Origin of the sequence: Sphingobacterium bambusae, from assembly GCF_033955345.1 — a bacterium.
Lineage (GTDB): Bacteria > Bacteroidota > Bacteroidia > Sphingobacteriales > Sphingobacteriaceae > Sphingobacterium > Sphingobacterium bambusae.
Map to the genome: position 1 here is coordinate 2,594,937 of NZ_CP138332.1, position 23,783 is coordinate 2,618,719.

General features: G+C 46.3%; 24 protein-coding genes and 1 pseudogene. 9 read left to right on the forward strand and 16 right to left on the reverse strand.

The genetic code is table 11. The features are described 5' to 3' along the window. Nucleotides 1-28: 28 nt before the first annotated feature. The 5 genes from SCB77_RS10760 to SCB77_RS10780 all read right to left on the reverse strand — a co-directional run bounded on the left by SCB77_RS10760 (nucleotide 29) and on the right by SCB77_RS10780 (nucleotide 4,637). A complete protein-coding gene (locus tag SCB77_RS10760) occupies nucleotides 29-595 on the reverse strand; it encodes a hypothetical protein (protein WP_320186441.1) in 567 nt (188 codons plus the stop codon). Further along, the gene (locus SCB77_RS10765; protein ID WP_320186442.1) at nucleotides 592-1,026 is read right to left on the reverse strand and encodes a hypothetical protein; all 435 of its coding nucleotides are present in this window, start codon (nucleotides 1,024-1,026) and stop codon (nucleotides 592-594) included. The genes SCB77_RS10760 and SCB77_RS10765 overlap by 4 nt, the downstream gene beginning before the upstream one ends. A gap of 304 nt (nucleotides 1,027-1,330) precedes the next feature. Further along, a complete protein-coding gene (locus SCB77_RS10770; protein WP_320186443.1) occupies nucleotides 1,331-1,828 on the reverse strand; it encodes a hypothetical protein in 498 nt (165 codons plus the stop codon). Between the two features lie 146 nt (nucleotides 1,829-1,974). Next, on the reverse strand, nucleotides 1,975-3,897 hold the full coding sequence (locus SCB77_RS10775) for a histidine kinase (protein WP_320186444.1): 1,923 nt from the start codon (nucleotides 3,895-3,897) through the stop codon (nucleotides 1,975-1,977). After that, nucleotides 3,894-4,637, reverse strand: a complete 744-nt coding sequence (locus tag SCB77_RS10780) for a LytR/AlgR family response regulator transcription factor (RefSeq protein WP_320186445.1) — start codon at nucleotides 4,635-4,637, stop codon at nucleotides 3,894-3,896. Before SCB77_RS10780 ends, SCB77_RS10775 begins: the two co-directional genes overlap by 4 nt. A gap of 471 nt (nucleotides 4,638-5,108) precedes the next feature. On the opposite strand from SCB77_RS10780, the gene SCB77_RS10785 reads away from it, so the two are divergent. Continuing rightward, nucleotides 5,109-5,534 carry a nuclear transport factor 2 family protein gene (locus tag SCB77_RS10785; RefSeq protein ID WP_320186446.1) on the forward strand — a complete coding sequence of 142 codons (426 nt, stop codon included), beginning with the start codon at nucleotides 5,109-5,111 and terminating at the stop codon, nucleotides 5,532-5,534. Between the two features lie 91 nt (nucleotides 5,535-5,625). Here the strand turns inward: SCB77_RS10785 and SCB77_RS10790 are convergent, their stop codons facing one another. From SCB77_RS10790 to SCB77_RS10800, 3 genes are all read right to left on the reverse strand, one after another. Beyond that, nucleotides 5,626-7,137, reverse strand: a complete 1,512-nt coding sequence (locus SCB77_RS10790) for a family 43 glycosylhydrolase (protein ID WP_320186447.1) — start codon at nucleotides 7,135-7,137, stop codon at nucleotides 5,626-5,628. A 133-nt stretch (nucleotides 7,138-7,270) separates the two neighbouring features. Further along, complete coding sequence (locus SCB77_RS10795; RefSeq protein ID WP_320186448.1) at nucleotides 7,271-7,681, reverse strand: hypothetical protein; 411 nt, start codon at nucleotides 7,679-7,681, stop codon at nucleotides 7,271-7,273. A gap of 14 nt (nucleotides 7,682-7,695) precedes the next feature. Then, complete coding sequence (locus SCB77_RS10800; RefSeq protein ID WP_320186449.1) at nucleotides 7,696-8,166, reverse strand: putative quinol monooxygenase; 471 nt, start codon at nucleotides 8,164-8,166, stop codon at nucleotides 7,696-7,698. A 326-nt stretch (nucleotides 8,167-8,492) separates the two neighbouring features. Between SCB77_RS10800 and SCB77_RS10805 the strand changes: the two are divergent. Then, a pseudogene (locus SCB77_RS10805) lies at nucleotides 8,493-8,588 on the forward strand (Crp/Fnr family transcriptional regulator); the annotation flags it as partial. A gap of 245 nt (nucleotides 8,589-8,833) precedes the next feature. On the opposite strand, the gene SCB77_RS10810 reads toward SCB77_RS10805, so the two are convergent. The 5 genes from SCB77_RS10810 to SCB77_RS10830 form a co-directional block, all read right to left on the reverse strand. Continuing rightward, a complete protein-coding gene (locus SCB77_RS10810) occupies nucleotides 8,834-10,069 on the reverse strand; it encodes a DUF4374 domain-containing protein (protein ID WP_320186450.1) in 1,236 nt (411 codons plus the stop codon). A gap of 26 nt (nucleotides 10,070-10,095) precedes the next feature. Further along, nucleotides 10,096-12,255, reverse strand: a complete 2,160-nt coding sequence (locus tag SCB77_RS10815) for a TonB-dependent receptor (protein ID WP_320186451.1) — start codon at nucleotides 12,253-12,255, stop codon at nucleotides 10,096-10,098. A gap of 56 nt (nucleotides 12,256-12,311) precedes the next feature. Beyond that, nucleotides 12,312-12,995 carry a hypothetical protein gene (locus SCB77_RS10820; RefSeq protein WP_320186452.1) on the reverse strand — a complete coding sequence of 228 codons (684 nt, stop codon included), beginning with the start codon at nucleotides 12,993-12,995 and terminating at the stop codon, nucleotides 12,312-12,314. Between the two features lie 67 nt (nucleotides 12,996-13,062). Continuing rightward, nucleotides 13,063-13,560: a sigma-70 family RNA polymerase sigma factor gene (locus tag SCB77_RS10825; RefSeq protein ID WP_320186453.1), complete on the reverse strand. Its 498-nt coding sequence runs from the start codon at nucleotides 13,558-13,560 to the stop codon at nucleotides 13,063-13,065. Between the two features lie 136 nt (nucleotides 13,561-13,696). Next, complete coding sequence (locus SCB77_RS10830) at nucleotides 13,697-14,833, reverse strand: PepSY-associated TM helix domain-containing protein (protein ID WP_320186454.1); 1,137 nt, start codon at nucleotides 14,831-14,833, stop codon at nucleotides 13,697-13,699. Between the two features lie 534 nt (nucleotides 14,834-15,367). On the opposite strand from SCB77_RS10830, the gene SCB77_RS10835 reads away from it, so the two are divergent. The 7 genes from SCB77_RS10835 (at nucleotide 15,368) to SCB77_RS10865 (ending at nucleotide 20,775) form a co-directional block, all read left to right on the forward strand. Further along, on the forward strand, nucleotides 15,368-16,351 hold the full coding sequence (locus tag SCB77_RS10835) for an aldo/keto reductase (RefSeq protein ID WP_320186455.1): 984 nt from the start codon (nucleotides 15,368-15,370) through the stop codon (nucleotides 16,349-16,351). A gap of 10 nt (nucleotides 16,352-16,361) precedes the next feature. Further along, nucleotides 16,362-17,447, forward strand: a complete 1,086-nt coding sequence (locus tag SCB77_RS10840; RefSeq protein WP_320186456.1) for an alpha/beta hydrolase — start codon at nucleotides 16,362-16,364, stop codon at nucleotides 17,445-17,447. Nucleotides 17,448-17,540: 93 nt separating this feature from the next. Further along, nucleotides 17,541-18,611: an alpha/beta hydrolase gene (locus SCB77_RS10845; protein ID WP_320186457.1), complete on the forward strand. Its 1,071-nt coding sequence runs from the start codon at nucleotides 17,541-17,543 to the stop codon at nucleotides 18,609-18,611. 8 nt (nucleotides 18,612-18,619) lie between these two features. Further along, nucleotides 18,620-19,360, forward strand: a complete 741-nt coding sequence (locus tag SCB77_RS10850) for a carboxymuconolactone decarboxylase family protein (RefSeq protein WP_320186458.1) — start codon at nucleotides 18,620-18,622, stop codon at nucleotides 19,358-19,360. Between the two features lie 20 nt (nucleotides 19,361-19,380). After that, the gene (locus tag SCB77_RS10855; RefSeq protein ID WP_320186459.1) at nucleotides 19,381-19,881 is read left to right on the forward strand and encodes a cupin domain-containing protein; all 501 of its coding nucleotides are present in this window, start codon (nucleotides 19,381-19,383) and stop codon (nucleotides 19,879-19,881) included. 181 nt (nucleotides 19,882-20,062) lie between these two features. Next, on the forward strand, nucleotides 20,063-20,566 hold the full coding sequence (locus SCB77_RS10860; RefSeq protein WP_320186460.1) for a hypothetical protein: 504 nt from the start codon (nucleotides 20,063-20,065) through the stop codon (nucleotides 20,564-20,566). Nucleotides 20,567-20,598: 32 nt separating this feature from the next. After that, the gene (locus SCB77_RS10865) at nucleotides 20,599-20,775 is read left to right on the forward strand and encodes a hypothetical protein (RefSeq protein WP_320186461.1); all 177 of its coding nucleotides are present in this window, start codon (nucleotides 20,599-20,601) and stop codon (nucleotides 20,773-20,775) included. 53 nt (nucleotides 20,776-20,828) lie between these two features. Here the strand turns inward: SCB77_RS10865 and SCB77_RS10870 are convergent, their stop codons facing one another. From SCB77_RS10870 to SCB77_RS10880, 3 genes are all read right to left on the reverse strand, one after another. Next, nucleotides 20,829-21,365, reverse strand: a complete 537-nt coding sequence (locus SCB77_RS10870; protein ID WP_320186462.1) for a hypothetical protein — start codon at nucleotides 21,363-21,365, stop codon at nucleotides 20,829-20,831. 65 nt (nucleotides 21,366-21,430) lie between these two features. Next, on the reverse strand, nucleotides 21,431-22,534 hold the full coding sequence (locus tag SCB77_RS10875; RefSeq protein ID WP_320186463.1) for an NAD(P)H-dependent flavin oxidoreductase: 1,104 nt from the start codon (nucleotides 22,532-22,534) through the stop codon (nucleotides 21,431-21,433). Between the two features lie 308 nt (nucleotides 22,535-22,842). Further along, a complete protein-coding gene (locus SCB77_RS10880; protein WP_320186464.1) occupies nucleotides 22,843-23,598 on the reverse strand; it encodes a DUF2625 domain-containing protein in 756 nt (251 codons plus the stop codon). Nucleotides 23,599-23,783 lie beyond the last annotated feature (185 nt).

Below are 23,783 nucleotides of genomic sequence, written 5' to 3' on the forward strand. Positions count from 1 at the left end.
GCGATCATATGGAATTCACCACAAAGTCTTAACACGGAAACCACCAGTGTATGTAATAAAGATATCCGCCTTTTAGGTACAAGCGTACTTGCCCATCCGATTCCCCATTTGGCGCCTCCGCTAAGTGGATCACCAACAGCTCTCCTTCGCCGTCCACGTTCAACAGCTGTGCTTGGCTTGCCGCAAAGGGGAACATCTCTCGAAGATCCGCTAATGTGGTTTCGCCAGAAAGCTGCCGATCGCCATATTGTATAAAGTCAGCCTTCGTCAACCGAAATTCATCAACGGCCACCTTATCTTGACTTCGTTCAAACCGAGAACCATTTTTATAGAGGTAAGCGTCATCAGCATGTTTGCTGCCATCTTCCTCTTCGAAAATATAACTGCAAGGCTGCAAATCCATCAAAAGATTTACACTATCTGCTTTTCCAAAAACTGCTTGAAATGCATCATAGGTAAAAAACCGTTTGAGTTTTCCATTGAACAACGCAGCATCGGTATTAAAAATTTCGGTCTCCGCATCCTCCTGCGCATGAACTACCGCGGTAAAGCAAAGAAGCAACAACGCAATAAGGAGTATATATTTTTTTGTCATATGGATAAGTGTTGGCGTAATTCATGCATACTTTTCTTGGACACATCTAAGTCAAGTGACTGTACTATCCCTCCGCTATTCCTGCTGATCGTTAATCTGCTGTACACTCTTCGGTGCAGGGAAAACAATGGTCGCTCTTTGAAAGGTAGGGTATATTCTTCTATCGCAAATTTATAGGCATCCCGTGGATAAACTTCCTTCCCAATACGCACCTGTAGCGCATTGATCTTACAGAGGTTGTTTCGGTAGCCAGCAATGATCAGAATAGGCAATACAATAAAGCCAAAAAGGCTGAAAACACCAAATCCGGTCACCTGATTGGTATTATTTATTATTCCAATGAGATTGGAGAGCGATGCAAAAGCTACAATGGGAAGCAAAATACTGTAAAATAGTAGCGTCTTATACGAAAGGCAGATTTTATATTCCATAATCATTTAAGGCTTGATGATTGCATTATTTCAAAAATTTGCAGGATCTCCTTGATCATCCTAATCGAATAGCTCTGTTGCGCAAGATCGTTTGCAACCTGTTCTGTCAGCAGCATTTGTGAATGAGATATGCGAGGTTGTCGACCAGTATTTTACAGGATAGGGACTCCGGAATTTTCCCCCGGATGTCCCTCACCCGAAACGTGAACACTATTAACATAAACCTTACTATTGCTTAATCGGAAGTGATTGTGCTTTTGCCGTCTTGCGGCTTCCGCATGCTTAGCAACATCACTTCCCAAGCCTACTCTTCTGTTGCCTGCAGCCCTACCCGTTTAAAATACTCTTGCTGCACCTGTAGCGACTTGTCTGCCTGCGCAGTAAGCATGATGTTTTTGAGGTTGATTTCTTCCCTGATTTTACTCTTTTCCAAGCTATCGGTCGCCTCCACATAGCGCACAAACAGCGGTCCATATTGGTCTTTTACGATCAGCATATATTCGCCAACCTGTTCGTGAAAGTTCTGTGCCTCTTCACTGGGCTGCAGCTCTTCCAACAGCGCTTTCATCTCCGCACCATAACTGGCTATGCGTTGTGCCTTCTTGAAACGCGCTTCGTAATCGAATTTATCCGAGTTACTTCCATCAAAAGCTCCGCCTTGAAGCTCCTGATAACGTTCATCAACAACATTCATCGTCTTCAGGAAAAGATCGGCCGTTTTCTCATTATAGGCATATTCCTTTCCTCCACTACAGGCTTGCAACAGCAGGACACAAATGGAGAGTACAACTAGTTTTTTCATCAGTTTCTACTTTTAACTAGGTGAAGGAACACAATTTTAGGCAAAGGGACATCATTCCTTTACAATGTGCTGGACATACATTTATGATTCGCCAAAGGCAGGCATTCTTTTTTTAAGTTAACGGTTCTTCCCAGTATATGAAATGCTTAGGCATAAGTAAGCGGAATATGCAACACCACCTGCTTGCCTCCGTCAGGACGATCGGTGCTGCTGATCATGGCTTTTTTTCCGAGTAGGTTGATGCGTTCTTGGCTTATCGCGCCAGACAAGGATTTATGCGGATGTGTGCTCGAAACGGGCTCTGTTTTTCCACTATCGCTAATGCGTACAACGAGGAGATCCTGCTCCTGAAAACTAAAATCGATCTCGATTTTCCCATTGCCACTATCCAAGTCAATACCATGGAGAATGGCATTCTCCACGTAGGGCTGTATCAGCATAGGCGGTAACAGCACCGCCGTTAAATCTTGGCCATAGGGCTTTTCTATGGTATACAGAAAAGCATCCTCACAGCGCATCTGTTGTAAGGATAAATAGTTTTCCAAGGTGTCGATTTCCTCGCTCAGCGGCACCAGATGTTCGCGACTAAGCTCTAAGCTACTGCGCAGCAACCTACTAAATCTGTTGAGATATTTTATGGCCTGTTCTTTTTTGTCCAAGCGCACAAAACTCTGCACAGCAGCGAGGGTATTGAAGATAAAGTGAGGCTCCATTTGCGTGCGCAACAGCTGTTGTTGCAACATCATCTGTTGTTTCTCTTGGCGTAAACGTCGCTGTCGGAAGCCATAGTACAAGAAGAAAATAGATAATGCCAAGATCACGGCAAACAACAGAACGATAGCCAGCCAGAGACGGTTTTGCTGCAGCTGCAGCTTATTGATCTTGATGCTCTCATTAAGCGTTTGGATAGAGCGATCTTTGGTTTGCAGCTGGTAGAGTGCGTTCATCTCCGCGATGGCCTGCGTGTTTTCCGTTTGGTATATTCCTTTTTGGAGCTCGGCCACCAGCCGCAGCAGCCTGATTGCTTCGTTCGGCCTGCCCGTCAGCTGCTCGTATGCAGCCACATTATGGTAGTAAATTAGCATATTGTCTGCATGGATAACGTCCGCGTTGTCTTTGAGCAGCGCCTGCGCCCTAGCGATACAGGCTCGGGCCTTATCGGCCTGCCTACGTTCCACATAAACTGCCGCGATATTGCAGTAGTCTACAAACAAATTATTGAGCTGCACATTCGTCGGGTCACCTAATTCGGCCAGCGCTTCATCCAGCTTGGCCTTTTCGACTTGGTAATGCAAAACGGAATCCGCTTGGTCCTTCAACTCGAAGTATTGTATTTTGGCATCATACAGATAGCTTGTATTATAGCGTCCGGGGTAGGTGCTATGCAAAGCCTCCAACTTAGTTAAATAGTTTGCGATACTATCTACGGGTCGTTGTCGGACATAGAGCACCTGAATCATCTGCACCAACACACGCTGTTTATTGATATGTCCTTCCGGCAGCGAATCCGACAACAACAGTGCAGCACGATTCATCTTTTCACAAAGATCGTATTGAAACATATTGTGGTTGCTCTGTGCTGCCGACAGCAGGAACACCGATCGTGCCTCGGGCGAAAGCCCTGTCGAAGAGTCAGACAACACGATGGCAGCGGCCTTGTTGTAATAGTATCCTGCTTCGTTAGCTTTGGCCGCTTGGTTTCGGATATTCCCCATACCATTGTAAACAAGCGCTTTCAGCCGCATATTCCCGGTAGTCGGCTCAATCAAATCGACAGCCTGTTCAATAATAATACGGGCCGAGTCATTACCTTCCATGGCATATAGGCGTGCCATACGATATTTGGCATCCACAAGTAATACGGTGTCGTTCTTTACCGCGGGTAGGTCATGGTAGTACTTCCATTGAGCAAGCAAGCTGTCGCGGTTTTCTGGCGACACATCGACCTTGTCTAGCACTTTCATTTCTTGAGCAAGCTTATCGCGTTCGCTCGTATTAATTACCGCCTTTTTGCAGGCCTGCAGGCCCATTATACCGCAGAAAACAGCGATGAAGAGACTTCTTTTCATTTGTTGGGAAAGAGCAGATTGAGGATCGAGTTTTTTCTTCGCGTGGAAATCGGAATTTCTTCATTATTTTTTAGGATGATGTATTCCGATCGGCTGACACCCGATACATATTTCTTATTCACCAAATACGATTGATGGGTACGCAGGAAATGCGGTGCAGGCAACAATTCTTCGTAATATTTAAGTGGTTTTGAGATCAGCTGTTGGGATCCGTCGTTCAGGAAAAAGAAGGTGTAGGGCCCATCCCCTTTGCAATACACAATATCATCAACAGCGACGATCCTCGAATTATTGAGGGTATTCAACACGATATGCTCAGGCAATGTACCCTGATCCATGGACTGCTGCGTTAGTGCCAACTGCTGCATCCATTGCGGATTGTTTTCACTTTTACGACGGTAACGGCCGAGCGCCTCATTCAGCTCACTTTGGTCTATGGGTTTCAGTAGGTAGTCCAAAGCACCAAACTTGATGGCCTTGATCGCAAAATGATTATAGGCTGTGATAAAGATAATATGCTGTGGAATAGGCTCCAGTTTGGCGAGCAGATCGAATGCCGTACCATCCCGCAGCTGTATATCCATCAAGATCACATCGGGTACCTTCTCCGTTATCAGCTTGCGTGCAGTGCGCACGGTATCGGCCCAACCAATTAGCTCCACATCGCTCTCCTGTTCCACCAAATAGGTGATTTCCCGCCGCACGGCCGGCTCGTCTTCTATGATTGCCAAGGTCATCATTGTTGCTTTTTGCGTTTATTGTAAAGATAACATAATACACGCTTTTTAGATATGCTTTATTTACAATCCGCGACCAGCATTTATGAATTGTCGACTGTACCCCTATCCGAGTCTATAGCCTTGTTAAACGCTAAGTCAATGAAGCTCCTCTATTTTATTCACCAAACTGTCCGACAGTGAACAGCGACACGTCCGATAATGAACAAACAGCAAAAGGGACATAAGACACAAACAACTATAATACAATCTATTAACTTTTTTGGCAAAAGCCTTGCCTATTTCTTGGCATGTAGAACAAGAAGCTTTTCATGAAGTCCAGAAATCATCAAACTGTTTACCGAAAAGATACTGGTATTCACCGAGAAAGAAAGACCGCTGGTCTAATTGATCTGTCAGCGAACATCGAAGGTTCCTACTTTTGAGACATCAAACAAGCAATTAAAAAATTAAAAACATACAACACCCACAACCATGAAAAAGACATTAACAAGCATCGCCACAGCACTGATCATGATCAGTTCATTTTGCTCCTTTGCCGCAGACAAGAACAACCCGCTTCGAAATTTGGAATCTGCCAAGATCATTACCACCTACCTCGAAGCTACCACACTCGGCAGCATAGACCTGAACAAATACCTTTTTGCTGACGATTTCCAATATCGCAACAGCGTAAACAAGGATAGCTACAACAAAAAGCAATACCTCGAATTCTTAAAAGCACATAAAGGCGTGACATTCAACTGCAAAACCAGCTATGAAATTCTGGACCAAAGTGGTAAAGCATGCGTCGCCAAAGCAACCATGGTATTTAAACACTTTACACGCGTAGATTACATCACGCTTAACCAAGATAAAGACGGTTGGAAGGTTAGTAAGGTCGTCACCACCTATCCGTAGACAATTTGCACCCTATACTTCAGCCTAAAATAAAAAACATGCAACCTAAATGATTGCATGTTTTTTTACACTGTAGCTAAAAGCAACTATGTCAAGGCCGAGAGGCAATAGTCCATTCGGTTTTTAGTACCCGATTCCCTTCCTTCCTGAAGGTCTTCCCAGCATCTTGACTGATAGATGCGCTCTCCGGACCAGCGTTTTGCCGATCCCCAAATGCAAAGCCATAGCAGCCTTGCTGGGTAGCCGAGTGCAGCACGACAACATATTGCTTGCCCGCCTTAACGTTTATATGCGGAGACAGCGTAAAAGGCTTTGCAGACCAACCGATATCAGCGGCGGCAATGCTAAGAGTTTGCAGCGCCTTATCACCTGCAGGTTGCCCTTCTTCGCTCTCATAGAAACTGAGCAGTAAATCTTCCGTCGGATATCCACTTTTCAGTGTGGTGATAACGAAACTATGCAGCTCACCGCTGGCGTTCGCTGTAAAGGACTGCGCCCGTTGTATGCTATTGCCAATATCACAAAATGCTCGAAACTCGCTTTCTTCGGATTCTACCGGTTCTTCCGTAGGCTGATGTCTTTCACGCGTCATACTAAAAGAAGTGATACAGTGCAAAGGTTCGATCGCGCCGTCCGCATCAAACGTTAGCGGAGCCCAAAAAAAGTTAGCCAAGGCCTCGTTCTTTGCCGCGTTATTCCAAAGGTCGCTTCCATATAAAAACACAGTTTCGTTATCGACTTGGAGGGCCGTCACAAAAGAAGGTTGTCCACCGCAAGAATTGTCGCTGATCTGTATACCCTCGGACCAAGGGCCGAGAGGCGATTTTGCCGTTTTATAGGAAGTTCCTGTGCCAGCACAATAGCCACAGTTAGGATCGGAGTAAGTGAGGTAATAGATCCCTTTTCGCTTAAACAAGGCGGGCGCTTCGGTGCGGCCGCTCGTCACTAAGTCCGAAACGCGCCCGGTGCCCGAGAGGTAGTCTTCGGTTAATTCCTCAATAACGATAGCTCCATCTCTGCGCCAATCGGTAATAGCCAAGTAGCAGCGTCCATCTTCATCCACGAAAAGGTCATGGTCGCCATTGTTCAAGCCGGCAGCGGGCTGGGATGCATTGACAGCGATTTTAGGCTCCGCCACTTCCACAAAGGGACCTGTCGGGCTCTCCGATGTAAAGACACGATATCCGGATACATTGTCATATACATTGATCCACAACACATATCGGCTTGTATTTGTATTGAACACCACATGAGGGCGAAAGCATCCATAGGTTTTCCCGTCGCAACGGTTCTGCCATAATTCGTTCTGCGCATCAAACAAGAAGCCCTCATCGGTCCAATTCACCATATCTGTCGACGAGTACGACTTAAATCCACAAAATGGAGCTGTTTTGTTATTCCACTCAAAACCACAATCATAGCTCGTGCCATAGAGGTAGTATTTACCTTCAAAATAGGTCACTTCACCATCATGAGCATCCACCGCCCTACCGAGCTCATCAAATTTCGTCAGTTGATCACCAGATCGACTAAAGTTCTTGATCGTCTGTGCATAGACGATCCCATGCATCAGCAATAGCAAAATTATCCAGGCTTTTTTCATCTTTCCGTACATCATTCAGCTAGCATGTCGTTGCCAGCAGTAGAACGCTCTAAAAATACGTCATACCCCGCTACGCAAGATGGTACCTTTTGACAAAAAGCTTATACAATATGATACGCCATTTTCTTGCCGATCAGCCCCTCTTGTAGGTCCAGCTATATCCGAATCGCAAAAATAGCAAGCCAACGAACCCAAAGGTCAACTGCAGATAGTTGGTTTCTCGGAGCATAATCATCTGCACGGCAATCCATCCAACAAGAACAATTCCCTGCAGCAGAAGCGCAGGATTAGCCAACGGCTTTTTACAAACAAGAAGTAATACTGTGGCAAGGCTTAAAAGGCCATTGCCGCAGAACAGGATTATTCCCGGGATCAAAAAATTGTCGAACGGACTGAACCGCAACATTGTCGTGTCCATTCCCAAGGAGCTTCCATCCGGATACCGCATAAAGCCATACCCCGCCAGCAACGCACCTGTAGCATTCACCGTCAGCAAAATAATGATCAAGACTCGTTGCCAGTTGACGTTCCTATATTTATTCATCCATTAAAAACTGATTACTTAACAGATTGGTCTTCCGGGCTTGCTACGGCGTCCCATTTCTTAAAAATAAGGGCAGCCATATCCAAATCTAGCGCATCCATCTCGACCAGTTTAAGCGTTTTCACCATCTGCAGTGTACCGTTTTTATATTTTAAAAAATGGGCTGTCTTTAGATGCGATTGATAAGCAGCTTCGTCTTTGTAAATCTCCAATATTCGAAGCTGTGTGGAATCTGTTTGCTGGAACATGGGAAAGATCGCTATCACTCCTTTTTCCAATCGCAGGGAGGCTTCCGCTTCTTCCTGAAGGAGAGCCTTGTATTCCACTAGGTGCTCTGGAAAAAGGGTAATCTCGGCTATACGCACTTTAACACCTGTTTCTTGAGCGCTACTGTTGTGGGTCAAGCACAGCACACACAGCAGGGCAAACAAAAGGCGAAGCAACCATGTCGAGGTTAATAAATCCTGCGTAGTTTCTTTTAGCATATGATCTTGGTATTTCGCTGTATGGCCTAGTCTCTTATCCGAGGAGCTATGCCATTCAGCATGAAGAAGCAATTTAACAATTTATTCTCTAATGGAAAAATATTTTCCTCATCGACTCATCGAGAGCCATTGCCTTAAAAACGGATAGCGTTAAACAAGCCAGCCATAAAGGTGTCGTAATACGTTTTGGAAAAAAATGACACCGACGCGCTATTTGTCTTATGGCAAATACTTTCCTTACAGGTTGTTCCATATTTGTGCCATACATAAGAAAAAGAATATGAAAACAGTATTGATAACAGGGGCTTCTTCGGGAATCGGAAAAGCCACGGCTCCTCCATCGCATCCCACTGTCCTACTTAGCGTCCTATCTCGGCATCACCCAGTCCTCGTTAAGTCGTATACGAAAGAACATCCGTTAAGTGAATGGCAGCTTAGCATGTCAAAATTAAGGGCTATGGATATTTTGGCACTAGTGCGTACCGAAGAAATGCAACATATTTGTTAACAAACCGTTAATTAGCGATCCGTAGATTAGTTTGGCACAGCATTTGAAAGTATGCTAGTATTCATAATTTAGGTTAATAATTGGTTAGTTAGTAAAAATCCTGAAGCTCCCCGCTTCAGGATTTTTTTATTTATGAACACTATACGACGCTGAGCTGCCTTAGTTGGCAGGATTGGCCACGATCATTTGCACCTGTACCCAACCACCTGCATCGATCTTCAATCCTTTTTTGAAAGAATCCGCATTTCCTTTCGGGTCAAATTCATAGAGGTTAGCTTCTCCGCCATCGATACACAAAGCTGTGTAGTATTTACCTTGGTATACCAGTGGAGCACGCACCATGGCGACAGGGCTCAATGGCGTATTCATCAACGTAACTTTCTTATTAGCAAGATCAAGCTTCACCACCTGTCCTACATTTTTTAGTCTGTCCCTGACCGAGGTCATCATAGACTCATATTGTACCGTAGCAAAGGCAATGTTATCGCCCACATGGGTGATCCCCATAAGGCAAGCCTCTTTGTCTAACTGGCTAGACACATCGAAAAAGTAGCTTTCGTCAAATTTTGATTCGCCTTTTTTTATGCGTACGATTCCAGATTTGCCTCCAAGGCCTGTCCAAAACTTCCCTGCACTAGCCACAAAATAGTGGTTACCATCTTTGTCGGTATCTACAGATGAAAGGTAATCATACCCGATACCCGCTTTGGTAGCATTGCTTTGAATCACCTGCATATTATTCATCGCCGGATAATCATACACTAGTGCGGTTACACCTGTTGGGGCATACGCTTTTGTCTGGCTGTTGTAGAAATAACCGCCTAGGATAAACTTGCCGTTGTCCACATAACCTCGCCCTACGTAAAAACCTTGTCCGGGATCTGCCGCGTCGTAAGGAACTTTAAGTTCGCCTTTTGCTACCACTTTAAATGAAGGAATTTCGATACGCGCCCAACCTGCGGTTCCTTTGTTATCGTCTACGGAGCCCAACACAAGCAAGGTATTGTCATCCACAATATTCAATGATTGAAAATAATTGGGCACAACGCCGTCGGTCAAGATAGAGCCATTTAACGTAATCTGTCCGTCCTTACTCAATGCATACTGGTTGAATTTTTTTTCGGTGAGGTTCATCATATAGATATATCCACCGTGCTGTATGTAACGTGACCCCTCTGCTTCAAATCCTTTCCCCAAGAAGGATAAGGTTCCTTCGGTAAGTGATTTTGTACTCCCAAGATACTGTGGCCCTTCCAACCAAGTCGCTACGGTAAAGTGCTGTCCCTCTTCGATGGGTCTTTCTTCGTTTTTGTTGCTATTGCAGGCGGTATTTAAGATCAACGCTGCGCCAACAAGGCCTAAAACGACTGCCGCTCGGCGCATTTTGGTTTGCATGTTTTTAAAAGTATTCATTCTAGTTCTTATTTTGGATTTATATGATATTGTAATTTGACACTTAAAAATCGACCCGGCTTTTGCAACATGAAGTTGTCATAGACTTGCCTATCCAAGATGTTTTGACAGTCCAACGCTACGGTCAACGGGTTGCTCACCCGATAGGAAATCCCCATGTCCTGCACAAATTGCGTAGGGATCATATTTTTTTGGTCGGGGCTTCCCAAGGCAGGCCAAAACAACGCATACTCGTGTACATAATGCGTGCTCAGGTAAAAGCTAGCCCGTTCGGCAGGCAGCCAACCTCCAGTAGACTTCAGGCGCAGGTAGGCATTAGCCAAATGTACAGGCATGTTTTTCATTCGCGCGTTGTAGGGCGCCAGCGAGTTTTCACGTTGTCTGTTACGCACATCCTGCAAGGTATAGTTGACAGCGAGCTGCAGGAGGCTTCCCCAATTATAATTCGCGTTAATTTCGAATCCCTTGGCTTGAATGCGGCTCAGGTTTTCGTATCGTGCCGTCCCGAGGTGGTCGGCTTCGCCGAGCCAAATCAGATCCCTTGTATCTCGGAAAAAGAGCGCCGTAACGAGCTGCAACTTTTGTGTCGCGCCCAATGGCCAGTCCCAGTGGCTGGATAGATTGGCGTTGTAACTTTTTTCAGGCTTCAGTCCGGGCGCGTTGAGCAAGGTTGTGCCATCACCAAATAACTCCGTTCCTTCGGGGATACGGATGCTGCGCTCGGCAGACGCCTTGAGCATCCAAGATTCGTTTACGGTATATTTCCCCGCATAACCCATGCCCCAGTCCAGACCATTTTCACGCAACGGTATCAGCTGCTTTTGCGCGTTACCTTGATAGCTGTATGCAAAGCTTTCCGCATCATAATAAAATCCTTTGGCGCTAACGATATGCGTAAACGAACCGTGGTCCCGTTCATAGGATAGTCCGATATAATTTTTGTTCAATTGTTGCGGCTCCCGGAGTGGTATGGTCCACTCTGCCTCATTCAAATCGTCCTTTCCACGCCGGCCGAGCCATTGTCCGTTCCAAGCCAAACGTAGCCGACTCTGTTCGTTAAGACGTAAGGTGGAATAAGCGCGCCACAAGTGAATACGATCATAGAAGTGGTAAATAGATTTACGCGAATAAATACTACTGAGTTCACCCTGCACCGCACTGGGTAGCGCTTCACCCGCCCAGTTGAATCGGTTGGAGCTGGTATCGGTTGTGGTAGCATCCACATTGCTATACATTCCGAACACATCCACATCCAATTTTCCATGCCACATATTGGCCTTGCTGTACTGCAGCGTAGGCATGATGCCCCGCTCTTCGTAACGTGCCCTACCATACACATAGGCCATGGTACGGCCATGCTGTATGCCGCGCTCCAATCCAGATACATTCACTCCAAACAGTAATTTGTCTGCCCAGTTGCGCTGCGTCCATCCCAGCTCCACTTTGCCAAGATAAGACGTATAGTCATCGTTGAAGCGCTTTGCGCGGAATCCTTCGATAGGACGGCCAAATTCATCGGGGATCTCCACGCCTGGCCCCCATACTTCATAATTATTCTTCGATTGGTTGTAGAAAAAATTCCCTTGCAGCACGAATCCGTTCTTTGTCTGTGCCCGGCCGGAAACACTTGCGCGATGTGTCCCGAAGGATCCCAATGCGTAACTGAGGTTGAGGTAGGGCTCCACCTCTGTCCGGCTAACGATATTGATGGCGCCTCCTAATGCATCGCCTCCCAGCGCAATAGGCACCACCCCTTTGTAAATGTCCACCCTATCAATCACATTGACAGGAAAGTTATTAATGAAAAAAGCGCCTCCCATATAATCCATCGGGATGCCATCAAGAAAAAATTTGATACCGCGGCCAGAAATACCATGGATGGATACCGCCGTTTCAGAACCAAAACCTCCACTTTCGCGCACCCGCAGACCGGGAGCTTGATCCAGCAGCCTGTTGAAGTTGACATTCTGCGCTGCATATTCGCCCGCATCAATCGCATCTACAGCGAAAGGCTGCTTTAAGAGCATCGCTCGATTAAGCTTACGTTGAACCTCCACTTCTTGGAGATGATGACGCCTAACCGATGTCGTGTCGATCGCCTCTTTTTGCGTATCCTGCGCCTTCAAAGTCGCCGGTATCAACATAACAAGAGCCCATGCACTCATCATGAGAGGCTTTAACATATACTTGAAAATCGGAATATCAATTGCTTTCGTGAGGAGCATTACAGCGTAAAATATTTTTGTATTTCTGTTTTAACACCAATAGGCAACCCATCCTGCAGCTCGCGACTAGTCGCAGCTATCAAACCACAATTTTCATCGATGAGTGCCTTGTAGCTTTCTCCGGGAGGCAGGGAAACAAGATCGTTCCAGTTTTTGTCTTTACAGCTGAGGTCAGGCGACGCTATATGTACCGTTGCGGCCATAGCGGGATCATTATTTGTAATAGAAACAGCACCGTCGAAATCTATCTTCTCCAGCTGGCCCCACATATTGCTGTACACACGGCACTGGCTCTGTGCGCCCAGCTCAATCTTTAGGTCGCCATGGTAAAACGTTTCCGTATGTATCCCCTGTGTATTATCCAATGTTGCCACGCGCTGAAAAAGCGGAGCATCATTGGCCAAAGGCCAGAGCAAAATGGGTAAGAGAACTGCTGCTGCATACTTCACCCAAGCTTTATTATAAGACAGTAAACGCATACTTTGCTTTGCCTTCGTATGCGCTTGTATGTTTTGCCATATCTCTGCTTCCAACATATCTTCGCGATTCGGCGTAAGCTTAATCGTATCAGGAATCCCCAATTCCTCCTCGCCACGCAACCATGCTTCTACTGCAGCACGTTCCTGCGCCGAGCAGGCATTTTGATGATATCGCGTCAACAGCTGTGCATCTATCTTATCCATGTCTTTTGACCTCTTTAGCTAGATAGTTGTCAAATACATCGAATACCCTAGATGGAACTAGGATTTTTTACATAAAATTTTTTGCTTTCTCTCGTAAGTAGGTTAGCGCACGTGTTATGTTGGCTTCCACAGCCTTAACAGAAATGCCGAGCTGCGCAGCAATGACTTTATTGGGAAGGCCATCCTGTCGGCTCAATACGAATACCTCCCGGCAACGCGGATGCAGCTCTGCTATGGCGCGGCTCATGATAGCATCCGCTTCCTTTCCATCGAGGTACTCATTTAAACAGAAAAGTTCTTCTTCCGACTCATCGATGGGATCGACCTGCTTTCGAGCAAGTCGACGATAATGCTCAAAGATCTTCAGGCGAAGGGCGCCGCTGAGGTAAGCGCCCCATGATGTCTCGATGTGGATATGCGCGCGGCGCTCCCAAAGCTGGCGAAAAAGCTCTTGGATCAGTTCTTTAGCCAACTCCTCATCATTGCTCAATTTCAATGCTTGATAAAACAAAGCTTTCCAATGTGCTTGGTAGGCCTCCGTAAATTCTTTTTCGTTAATGGGCACCGCTGTCTCCTATTTTGGTCAACATGACGGTGACAAATATAATATTTAATTAGATTGATTTTAAATAATATGTTTGAAGAAGACATTCCAACACTCAACCAATAACTATATTATCGCTGATCGAGCTCTCGTTCATTTAGGGTTTTCGCTTTCTCTTGCCCCGGTTGATGTAGATCAATAGTCCCGTTATCGGCAAGGAGGCTGCAATAAGGCTTGCGAAGAAAGCTGCCAATTTGCCTGTTAGACCAGCGATACTACCCATGTGGATATAGTAATTTAGCCGTCTAAGTTTCTCCCCATTGCTCATGTCAGCAAAAAGTTCTTGCCCCAATAGCTTGCCCGTATAGCTGTCGTAACTATAGTAATCGGTTCGTGCATAGTTGGCTCCCCGCATGGTTTGCACGGCGATATAAAGTGGCGCAGCGGCTGACATCGGACGATGCACTTCCAAGGCATTGATTCGATGAGCAGCTTGAAGATGTGTTGCAAATAGACTATCCATCACAAGTTGACGACGTTGCTCCTGCAATAGCACGGTCTCATAACCCGTCGTATCCGATCGATATTCCCGCTCTGTATACGCAATCGTCTTCCCTCCGTTTGCCAACCATTGCAGCGACTGATCTACCCATGCAAAAGACCATACCAAGCCTGTAATAGCGATGAAAATTGCTACCCATGACATGTAAAAGCCAAGCACATTATGCAGGTCGTAGGTTAACCTTTTTCCAGAGGCGTTCCATTTGATGCGAAAACGTTGCTTGTACCCTTTTCGGTTTGCTGGTTTCCACAACAGCAAGCCCGTGATCATTAACAGCACAAAGATAGCCGTTGCATAACCCACGATGGAAGCTCCTACCTCGCCCATGGCTAAGTGCATATGTAGATCAAGCACGATAGCAAAAAAAGAATGTGGGTAGTCGAATGCCCCGATAGACTGCCCCGTTTGGGGATGAAGTGGCGTGGCGTGATATTGACCCGCTCTATCCAGCGACCAAACGGTGCTCAGCAGTTCATCCTGCAAATAGGTGATGGAATAAGCCCGTTTGATTTCTCTGCCTGCAAGTAGCGAATCCGTATTTGAGAACAGCTTTGACGGAGGCGCAATCGATGCTCCATCCCTCGCAACGGACCTATAGGTACCATAATTACAGAACCGTGAAATCTCCTCCTCAAATACCAGCAAGCAGCCGGTTACAGCCACCACAAACACCACCACACCCGATATCAGTCCTAACAGGAGATGTAGCACGCGGATGGTTTTTCTTTTCATAGCAGCTCGGTTTTACACTTTTAACGCGTAAAAATGCAAAAAAGTAAGGAAAAAACAAGCTTACCGAAAGTGAACTAGTGGTCAGCCCATTCCTGTTTGTCATGCGCTGACAGGCATTTTAATTTCCACTGACAATAAAGAACAATCGGCTCCGTTTCGACAGAATTTTGCAACATACTTGTTAACAAAAGGCAAAATAACCGTTTCGAAAACTTTTGGCACAGGATTTGAATACATGTTAGTATTCATAATTTAGGTTAATAATTGGTTAGTTAGTAAAAATCCTGAAGCTCCCCGCTTCAGGATTTTTTTATTCATATCCCACTGACACACTTAACCGCACACGCACAAAGCCAAACAGTAATAATGGTAGCATAAGTGGTAAAACGGGCACCGATTCCCAACTTTTTATGCCGGAACTTTGTTGTGAAAGAAAGGATTCCGTCGACCGCTAGCGCTATTGCCCTCCCTTCATTGAGGCTACCGCATCGTCAAGAGCCTTTCCCTGTAAAAACAATGGATAAGAAATTGATCATGGAAAAGAGAACACTAGGAAAAAACGGACTGCAAGTATCTGCTTTAGGCTTGGGCTGTATGGGGCTCAGTTTCGGATACGGTCCTGCCACAGATAAAAACGATGCGATCGATTTGATTCAAAAAGCAGTCGACTCGGGTATCACATTTTTCGACACAGCAGAATGCTATGGTCCATTTACCAACGAAGCGTTGCTGGGCGAAGCGCTACTGCCCGTTCGCAACGAAGTTGTTATCGCAAGCAAGTTTGGCTTTGAAGATGGCGACTCCAAGAAGGGTTTGGACAGCCGCCCAGAAAGAATAAAAATTGTGGTGGAGCAATCGCTGCAGCGGTTGCGGACAGATCGTATTGATCTTTTCTACCAACATCGCACCGACCCGAACGTGCCGATTGAAGAAGTAGCGGGAACCATAGGCGAGTTGATTCGCGAAGGGAAGATCTTGCACTGGGGACTTTCTGAAGCGGGGACGGAAACCATTCGTCGTGCACATGCCGAGCAGCCGCTAGCCGCACTGCAGAGCGAGTACTCCCTATTTTATCGCGAGCCCGAAACGTCTATCATCCCTCTTTTGGAGGAGCTAGGCATCGGATTTGTGCCCTTTAGCCCTTTGGGCAAAGGCTTCCTGACCGGCGCAATCAATGACAAAACTAACTTCGATGCTACAGATTTCAGAAACATCGTACCGCGATTTTCCGAAGAAAACCGTAAAGCAAACCAAGCCTTAGTGACCTATCTACAGCAAATCGCCGCTGAGAAAGAGGCTTCGCCCGCGCAGGTTGCTTTAGCTTGGCTCTTGGCCCAAAAGCCTTGGATAGTGCCCATTCCCGGAACGACAAAACAGCATCGCCTAGCGGAGAACATCGGCGCCCTTGACCTCAGCCTATCGCCGCAAGAGCTGCAGCAGATTGAAAAGGCCGCCGCCGCTATCCCCATTCATGGGGCTCGCTATCCCGAAGCATTACAAAACAGAGTAGGAAAGTAAATCATCGAACATGAGGAAGATCCGCAATGTATCCCTTATCAGCATCGGCTGCATGCTGGTAGCAGCGCTGTCACTACAGGCGCAGCACAAGAACAAGCCTTTGCACATTGCCCAGCAGGGCAGCTTTGCCGTGGGCGGCACTATGCTACGCGAAGCTGGCGACTTTGACTTGGCACAGCCTCTAGAAGCAAGCGGACAAACGTACCACGGCGACCATGCTTACGTTTTCTATCAAGTGCCTGCCAAAGCACGCAGCTACCCCTTGGTATTTCTACACGGCGCTGGTCAATCCAAAAAAACCTGGGAGAGCACACCCGATGGACGAGAAGGTTTTCAAAACATCTTTCTCCGTCGCCGCTTTCCCATCTATCTGCTCGACCAGCCACGGCGCGGCGAAGCGGGGAAAGGCATGGTGGAGAGTAGCATAAAGCCTACTGCCGACGAACAGTTTTGGTTCACCCAATTCCGCATCGGCAACTATCCAGACTATTTCCCCCATGTACAGTTCCCTAGAGATAGTGCCTCGCTTGTGCAGTTCTACAGACAAATGACACCCAACACCGGCAGCTTCGATGCGCAAGTCGTCACCGCTTCCGTTTCCAGCCTGTTCGATAAAATCGGTACCGGCATCTTGGTTACACATTCCCAAGGAGGAGGTCCGGGTTGGCTTACAGCGATTGCGAACAGCAAAGTGCGGGCCGTGGTCGCTTACGAGCCCTATAGCGGATTTGTGTTTCCCGAAGGCGAAGTACCGGCAGCTATTGCCTCGTCAGGCCTTTTCGGCGCGCTGCGTGGCACAGCTATCCCCTTGGCCGACTTTATGAAGCTGACAAAAATTCCTATCGTGATCTACTATGGCGATAATATCGCCAAAGAACCAACCACCGTATGGAATAAAGACCATTGGCGTTCCGGTCTAGAAATGGCCCAACAATGGGCCGCCCTGCTCAACAAGTATGGCGGTGATGCACAGGTCATCCACCTGCCCGAGGCGGGCATTTTAGGGAATACACACTTTCCTTTTTCCGACCTCAACAACGTGCAGGTTGCCGACGAATTGTCCCGTTGGCTTAAGCAAAAAGGCTTGGATAAGTAATCGTGGTAGCCATACCCGTAATCCATATACCCTTGAAAAGAAAATGTTTAGGGACATTTGTATAGTATGATGACAAGGATAAAAAAGACAACAATGGAACAACTAAAATACATTATAGTAGCCCTTTTTATGGCGAGTGGCATGATCGCCTCGGCGCAGGACAAATCCAAAAATACATGGGGACTGGTATATGGTGACGCTATTACAAAAAATAGCAAGGGCCAAGTGCAGATACACCCTGTGCATTATGAATTAAATGGCATCCGCATTGCGGCCAATGTGTACACCCCCGCTAATTACGATCCGACCAAACATTACCCCGCTATAGTAGTTGCACATCCCAACGGGGGCGTGAAGGAACAGACTGCCGGCCTGTATGCCCAACGGTTGGCAGCGGCCGGATATATTACCATCGCTGCCGATGCAGCCTATCAGGGCGCTAGTGCTGGCACACCTCGCCATACCGACAAACCACAATTCCGTACGGAAGACATCCATGGAATGGCTGACTACATTACGCAATATGCCGGAGTTGATGTGCATCGTGTAGCTGCACTGGGTATTTGCGGTGGAGGCGGCTACACCCTAAAGGCCGCCCAATCGGATAAACGCTTTGCTGCCGTGGCAACGTTAAGCATGTTCAATTCGGGCGAAGTGAGACGCAATGGTTTTCAAAATTCCCAATTAAATACCATCCAAGAGCGCTTGCAGCAGGCCACTGAAGCCCGTGCACAGGAGGCCGCCGCCGGGGAGATTAAATATGCAGGCGTAGCAAGCATCAGCGACGAAGAAATTGCCAACACATCGACCGATCTGTATCGCGAGGGCTTCACCTACTATTACCGATCTCATGCTCACCCCAACTCGACCTTCCTCTATACCACAAGCAGCCTCTTGGATTTGATGACTTGGGATGCAACCAGCGGAATCGAGCTACTTAACCAACCGCTTTTGATGATCGCAGGCGATCGAGCCGACACCAAATATATGAGCGACGAGGCTTTCGAAAAGGCGATCAACAGCAAAACAAAAGAGCTATTTCTATTAAAGGGTGCTACCCATATCGACACCTATTGGAAGCCCGTTTATGTCGATCAGGCTGTGCAGAAGCTCGTGGATTTCTTTGGCAGTAATTTGAAGGGACAAGATTCTAATCATCAATAGATCACTGTATGAACAACAAAAAGCTATCCCTTTTATGGATTATCCTCTTTAGTACCTTCACTTCCGCGCTTCAAGCTCAGCATGCTGCGAATGGGCACAATTTACTCAGCGCCAAACAGAAAAGCCTGATTGCCATTGCTGCTGTTGCGGCCAAAGGCGATCTTCCGAAACTAGCGGCGGCGTTACATTCCGCATTGGATGCTGGGCTCAGCATCAACGAAGGCAAGGAAGCGCTTGTACATCTCTACGCCTATGCGGGCTTTCCACGCAGCATCCGGGGTCTACAGACGTTTATGCATGTCTTGGACGAACGAAAGGAGAAGGGTATCCGCGATAGCGTCGGTGCAACAGCTTCGCCCATCGACCAAAAGGAAGACAAGTATCACCGCGGTAAGCGGGTGCTCGAAGAGCTAACTGGCGCAGCGGAGAACGGCCGTTCGGTAGGCTACGGTGCATTCGCTCCGGCTATCGATGTGTTTCTCAAGGAACACCTCTTTGCCGATATCTTCGAGCGGGATGTCTTGAGCTACGCCGAGCGGGAGTTGGTCACCGTATCTGTACTAAGCAGCCTCGGCGGACTAGAACCCATGTTAGCATCGCATTTAAAGATCTGTTTCAATGTGGGGCTTAACGCGGAACAGCTACAGCAATTTGTTGAAGAGATCCGTAACAACATCGGCGAACAAGAAGCGGATGCAGCTCGACAGGTACTGGATGTTATTCTCGCAGAGCAGATGCCATCCCAATAGATACATTTAATATATTACAGATGAAAACTTATCCCAACAGCATAAGCCTTTTCGGACTCAGCCTCTTTATAGTTACGGCTTGTCAGCTAGACAGCCCGTCGCAAGCAGATGTCGAACACAAGAGTGCGCAGCATAGCTTTCCTCGAGGAGAAAAGGTTACCAACAACAATTTCACAGGCGAAGTATGGCTCAACTACCTCGTCGAAACAGATAGCGTCCACAACGTCAATATCGGCGCAGTGACATTCGCTCCCGGAGCACGAACCAATTGGCATTACCATCAGGGCGGACAGATACTGTTGGTCACCGAAGGTCGGGGGCTCTACCAAGAAAAGGGCAAACCCATTACGGTTATTGAAAAAGGCGCTGTCGTTAAATGTCCTCCAGATATTGAGCATTGGCATGGCGCTACGGCAAGCGACTCCATGACCCACGTTGCCATCGGCACCAATACCAACGTTGGCGGCGCCATATGGCTGGCACCCGTCACGGATGAAGAATATCGCCAACACGAATTGTAAACTCGCCCTGACGGATTGTAAACGAAAGACCTGGATCATCTTTATATTCTTGATATTTAACCCAGTAATACAGCGATATGCGGTGTATTCCCGGGGAGATATATGTACGAAGTACGATCTTGCGGCAAGCGGAAATTGCTGCAGGTCGTACTCCGTCAACAACACAAAAAAAAGCAAGATTATGATACAGCTACTAAAACAATCACGCTTGGCGGCCTTCGGAACGGCTGTTGCGCTATGCTTTTCCTGCAATAGCGAGTCGATGGATCTCGCAAAGTCCTTGGCCTCTAGCTACGACTACCACGACAAGGAAGTGACGTTAACTGGAGAATTTGATTCGCCTTTCTTTATGTTCCGTTCGCAAAATTCGACCACCATACCCATGGCCTTTGCCGTGAAGTCACATGCATTCAGTTCAGAGAAAATCAGCGTTTCCAATGTAATTCTTCCTATGGGAGCCGATAAAAATAGCGTCGTCTTGGAAATGGCTCCGGATCAGAAGCAATACGCCCTCAAAGATTTCAACATCTATGATGAAAATGGCGAAAAATACAATTTAGATACCCACCCATCCTTCAAGATCAGCGGAAAAGTGCATTACAGTGAAATGGATAAACCTGAGGCAGAGCGCAGTGCCGATAACTTTGCCTACGAAATCAAGGATGTACATATTGTAAAAGATTAAGTAACAAGCATACAAAATTAAAGAAAACGCTTATGACCATTCAACTAGGTGATGCTTCGGCATTTGGATACGTTATTTTGGCTATTGCCGTTATCATGGCCGTAGGAATTTATTTCTCCTACCGCAAATCGGGATTCCTGAAGTGGAAATATGTGCTGGCGGTGATTATTATGCTCGTCGTCGGGGTAAAGTGGCTGATCGAAAATTAAGTCTTCCTGATTGCTCATATTAAGCTTTTGGTAATACTTCATGCTATCTCCACTTATTTAGAGATCGGTTTCCATTTTCCTTTTTTGAAGTACATGTTATTAAATTTCGTGGAATAAAACACTAAATAATAACCCCATGCACTTCGATATGTTGTTGGGTTGCCAGCCATAATGTGTGAGGTGGGCTGATCCATCTGAACGATAAGCCGCTCAGAATCGTATGGCTTTGTCGTTGTAATTGTTCCTTTGAAAATTTTGCTAATCTTTTTTTCCTCCGTCACATACAGATAAATGGAGTCGTTTTTCCTGATTTCAAACCTAAAATGATTGTATTGCCAGTCGGCCTGTAGACCAGGAAAATAGTCTCGGTCAATGATGTACTCCCCGTAATAGTCCTCTTTCTTCAGTTGCGTTTTAGCCGTCAGCCACTGTACGCTCAACGATAGTAGCACGATACCGAGTACGCCAAGCCACATAAACCCAATCAATCGGCCAACTATTTCCTTTCTCACCAATAGCCAGATCACCGCGAGGATTGCGGTCAAGGGCAAGAGGATAAAAGCGAAAAATAAATTAAACCCGAATCCCATTTTATTGTTTCTTATTAACGTTGAGCTTTTCTCGTATACACCTGTTTATAAATGATTTTCACAATCTATAAGCCCGCCAAAACCTCGGTCTGTTCGATTAATCGTTTAATAATACTCGTTGTAGAATCGCCACTAAATTCACTGATAGACTGCCCCATCCAAATATTTACGAATTCCGACAGTTTGTTCGAGCGGGCTACTTTCCTCAATTCGGCTGTTAGTTTGTTTTGATAGGGGTAGGGCAAAATAAGCCCGCTGGCTTCGCTCTCGTCGACAAATATATTTTTTATGCCCCGCGCAAAGCGTCCAGAAAAGCTTTTCGTTAGCACAATATCGGACTCCTTGGCTCTTCTCGATCTATCTTTTTCAAAATCATGCAGCGCACTTTCTGCCGAGCCCAATAATAAGCTCCCTATTTGAAATCCGTTTGCCCCCAGCGCACGAGCGGCCAATAGGGTCTTTGCATTATAAATACCTCCGGCATAGAGAAGAGGTACTTGTACAGCTTCGCTTACCTGTGCCAATAAGGACAGTCCGCCAATCGCTGGAATATCCTCCGTCGCAAACGTTCCACGATGCCCACCGGCTTCAATCCCTTGCACACAGATTATATCAATATCTGCTTGCGCTAATAGTTCCGCCTCTTTTACCGAGGTGCAGGTACCAATTAAAACGGTGCCCTTACTTTTTAAGCGCGCGATACTTTGCGGATCAAGGTTTCCAAATGTGAAGCTCACAATTTTACAGTTCTCGTCCATAATCGCTTCGATTTGCTCCGCATAATTATGCATGGCCAAGTCATCGATCGCGGGAAGCTTCACAGCCAAATTGTATCGTTGGGCAAGCTGCTCCATCCATGCCGTCGCTTCGGCGTAGTCTGTTCGCAAACGGTCATCTATTGCTGGAATATGATGTACAAAAAGATTCACCGCAAATGGCCGCTGTGTAAGCATTCGCGTCTTGTGGATTGCGTCTCTGCATTGATCCGCATGGAGGTCCGCCAGCGCCAACGAGCCTAAGCACCCAGCAGTGCCGGCCGCAGCAACCATTTCGGGCGTAGTAACACCAAACATTGGTGCCTGTACAATCGGGAAGTCGATACCCAATAGGCGGGTGATATCATTTGTCCATTTCATCGTTGATGCTTGGTTTTCAATGTGTCTGTCCAATGTTCTAATTTTGCCTTTTTACCGTACGTTGTTGTCGATATGTGTGTTAGCAAAGCCAATAGTGTCAAGGCGGCCGAAACACCCGAAACTACAAATATTTTCCTCCGCATGGCCGATCGTTTCTTTGTGAGCCACAGCAGTAAAAATGCTACTACAGGATAAGCCCACAGCCCTAGGATTACAATTTGAAATGCCATATTTAATACTTTCTAGAAATTCGTCGAAGCCCTAGTTCTTTGATGGTACGATGTTGTAAAAGCACTATCACTGCTTTGAAAATCCCAGGGTTTCGGATTCTTTTGCATAGTTTACTCGTCGAAATTAAGCTGTTCTCTCATTTCCTTATTAAATCGAAACTGTTCCTCCGCTGAGATAGGCTTCTTTGAAATTTTGTTTATTTCCTTACCTTCCTTACTCCACAAATAAGGATAAAAGGTAAAAACAGTATCACTATCCAACCGCGAAATATCGGCTCGCCATGTTTTCCACCTGTAGCCGCTGTAAAACTCGTCTAAATTGCTGTTAAAGCAGAACTGCAAAAATCCGGTGTAAGTAAGATCTAACGGCTCAAACTCCAAATTATCGGGTGAAAAATAATAAATCTTACCTAAATCATCGCCAAGTGCACCGCCATTTAAGAGGAAGAAGCCGCCAATGACGTCATCAGCAATCAATAAAAATGAGGGCGTCTCTCCAAATTCGCGAAATGATTTCCCCTTATTCCATTCAGGCAGCGTTCGATTGAGCCTGTCGCTTCCTGAGCCAAGTATCCTAATCCAACCATCATCTACGACAACGCCACCAGTCTTATATACAATAGCCCCCATCGGAGACTTCGTTGTAACCTGTGTTCTATACAGCGATTCTTTTGCTCGGTCTACATTGGCATCCAAAATTTCGACTTTATTTTTTGCAGATTTAAGAAGATCTTCAACAACAGTCCACCCCTCCTCTCCTCCGTTAAGTAGTTCTTCGACAGGTTGAATTTTACGCTGTGCGAACAATGCTAGGCTTGAAAAAACAAACATAGCTGTCATAAATAATCGCGATATTCTTGTTCTCATATTGGTTTTGGGTGAATTGCCAATTACGTCAGAATAGCTCCCTGCTAAAGCCGGCGACATATCTAACGGAAACGGGTTAAATAAACGGAACGATATTGTTTCCATCGTTGGCAATCAGGTATAATAATCTATATCATCAAATATATACATAATCCGACGAAGCCCAATACGCTTCCCGAAAGAAT

Coding starts and splice junctions, on each gene's coding strand:
- SCB77_RS10760 (WP_320186441.1), bottom strand. CDS start 595: ATGACAAAAAAATATATACTCCTTATTGCGTTGTTGCTTCTTTGCTTT.
- SCB77_RS10765 (WP_320186442.1), bottom strand. CDS start 1,026: ATGGAATATAAAATCTGCCTTTCGTATAAGACGCTACTATTTTACAGT.
- SCB77_RS10770 (WP_320186443.1), bottom strand. CDS start 1,828: ATGAAAAAACTAGTTGTACTCTCCATTTGTGTCCTGCTGTTGCAAGCC.
- SCB77_RS10775 (WP_320186444.1), bottom strand. CDS start 3,897: ATGAAAAGAAGTCTCTTCATCGCTGTTTTCTGCGGTATAATGGGCCTG.
- SCB77_RS10780 (WP_320186445.1), bottom strand. CDS start 4,637: ATGATGACCTTGGCAATCATAGAAGACGAGCCGGCCGTGCGGCGGGAA.
- SCB77_RS10785 (WP_320186446.1), top strand. CDS start 5,109: ATGAAAAAGACATTAACAAGCATCGCCACAGCACTGATCATGATCAGT.
- SCB77_RS10790 (WP_320186447.1), bottom strand. CDS start 7,137: ATGAAAAAAGCCTGGATAATTTTGCTATTGCTGATGCATGGGATCGTC.
- SCB77_RS10795 (WP_320186448.1), bottom strand. CDS start 7,681: ATGAATAAATATAGGAACGTCAACTGGCAACGAGTCTTGATCATTATT.
- SCB77_RS10800 (WP_320186449.1), bottom strand. CDS start 8,166: ATGCTAAAAGAAACTACGCAGGATTTATTAACCTCGACATGGTTGCTT.
- SCB77_RS10810 (WP_320186450.1), bottom strand. CDS start 10,069: ATGCAAACCAAAATGCGCCGAGCGGCAGTCGTTTTAGGCCTTGTTGGC.
- SCB77_RS10815 (WP_320186451.1), bottom strand. CDS start 12,255: ATGATGAGTGCATGGGCTCTTGTTATGTTGATACCGGCGACTTTGAAG.
- SCB77_RS10820 (WP_320186452.1), bottom strand. CDS start 12,995: ATGGATAAGATAGATGCACAGCTGTTGACGCGATATCATCAAAATGCC.
- SCB77_RS10830 (WP_320186454.1), bottom strand. CDS start 14,833: ATGAAAAGAAAAACCATCCGCGTGCTACATCTCCTGTTAGGACTGATA.
- SCB77_RS10835 (WP_320186455.1), top strand. CDS start 15,368: ATGGAAAAGAGAACACTAGGAAAAAACGGACTGCAAGTATCTGCTTTA.
- SCB77_RS10840 (WP_320186456.1), top strand. CDS start 16,362: ATGAGGAAGATCCGCAATGTATCCCTTATCAGCATCGGCTGCATGCTG.
- SCB77_RS10845 (WP_320186457.1), top strand. CDS start 17,541: ATGGAACAACTAAAATACATTATAGTAGCCCTTTTTATGGCGAGTGGC.
- SCB77_RS10850 (WP_320186458.1), top strand. CDS start 18,620: ATGAACAACAAAAAGCTATCCCTTTTATGGATTATCCTCTTTAGTACC.
- SCB77_RS10855 (WP_320186459.1), top strand. CDS start 19,381: ATGAAAACTTATCCCAACAGCATAAGCCTTTTCGGACTCAGCCTCTTT.
- SCB77_RS10860 (WP_320186460.1), top strand. CDS start 20,063: ATGATACAGCTACTAAAACAATCACGCTTGGCGGCCTTCGGAACGGCT.
- SCB77_RS10865 (WP_320186461.1), top strand. CDS start 20,599: ATGACCATTCAACTAGGTGATGCTTCGGCATTTGGATACGTTATTTTG.
- SCB77_RS10870 (WP_320186462.1), bottom strand. CDS start 21,365: ATGGGATTCGGGTTTAATTTATTTTTCGCTTTTATCCTCTTGCCCTTG.
- SCB77_RS10880 (WP_320186464.1), bottom strand. CDS start 23,598: ATGAGAACAAGAATATCGCGATTATTTATGACAGCTATGTTTGTTTTT.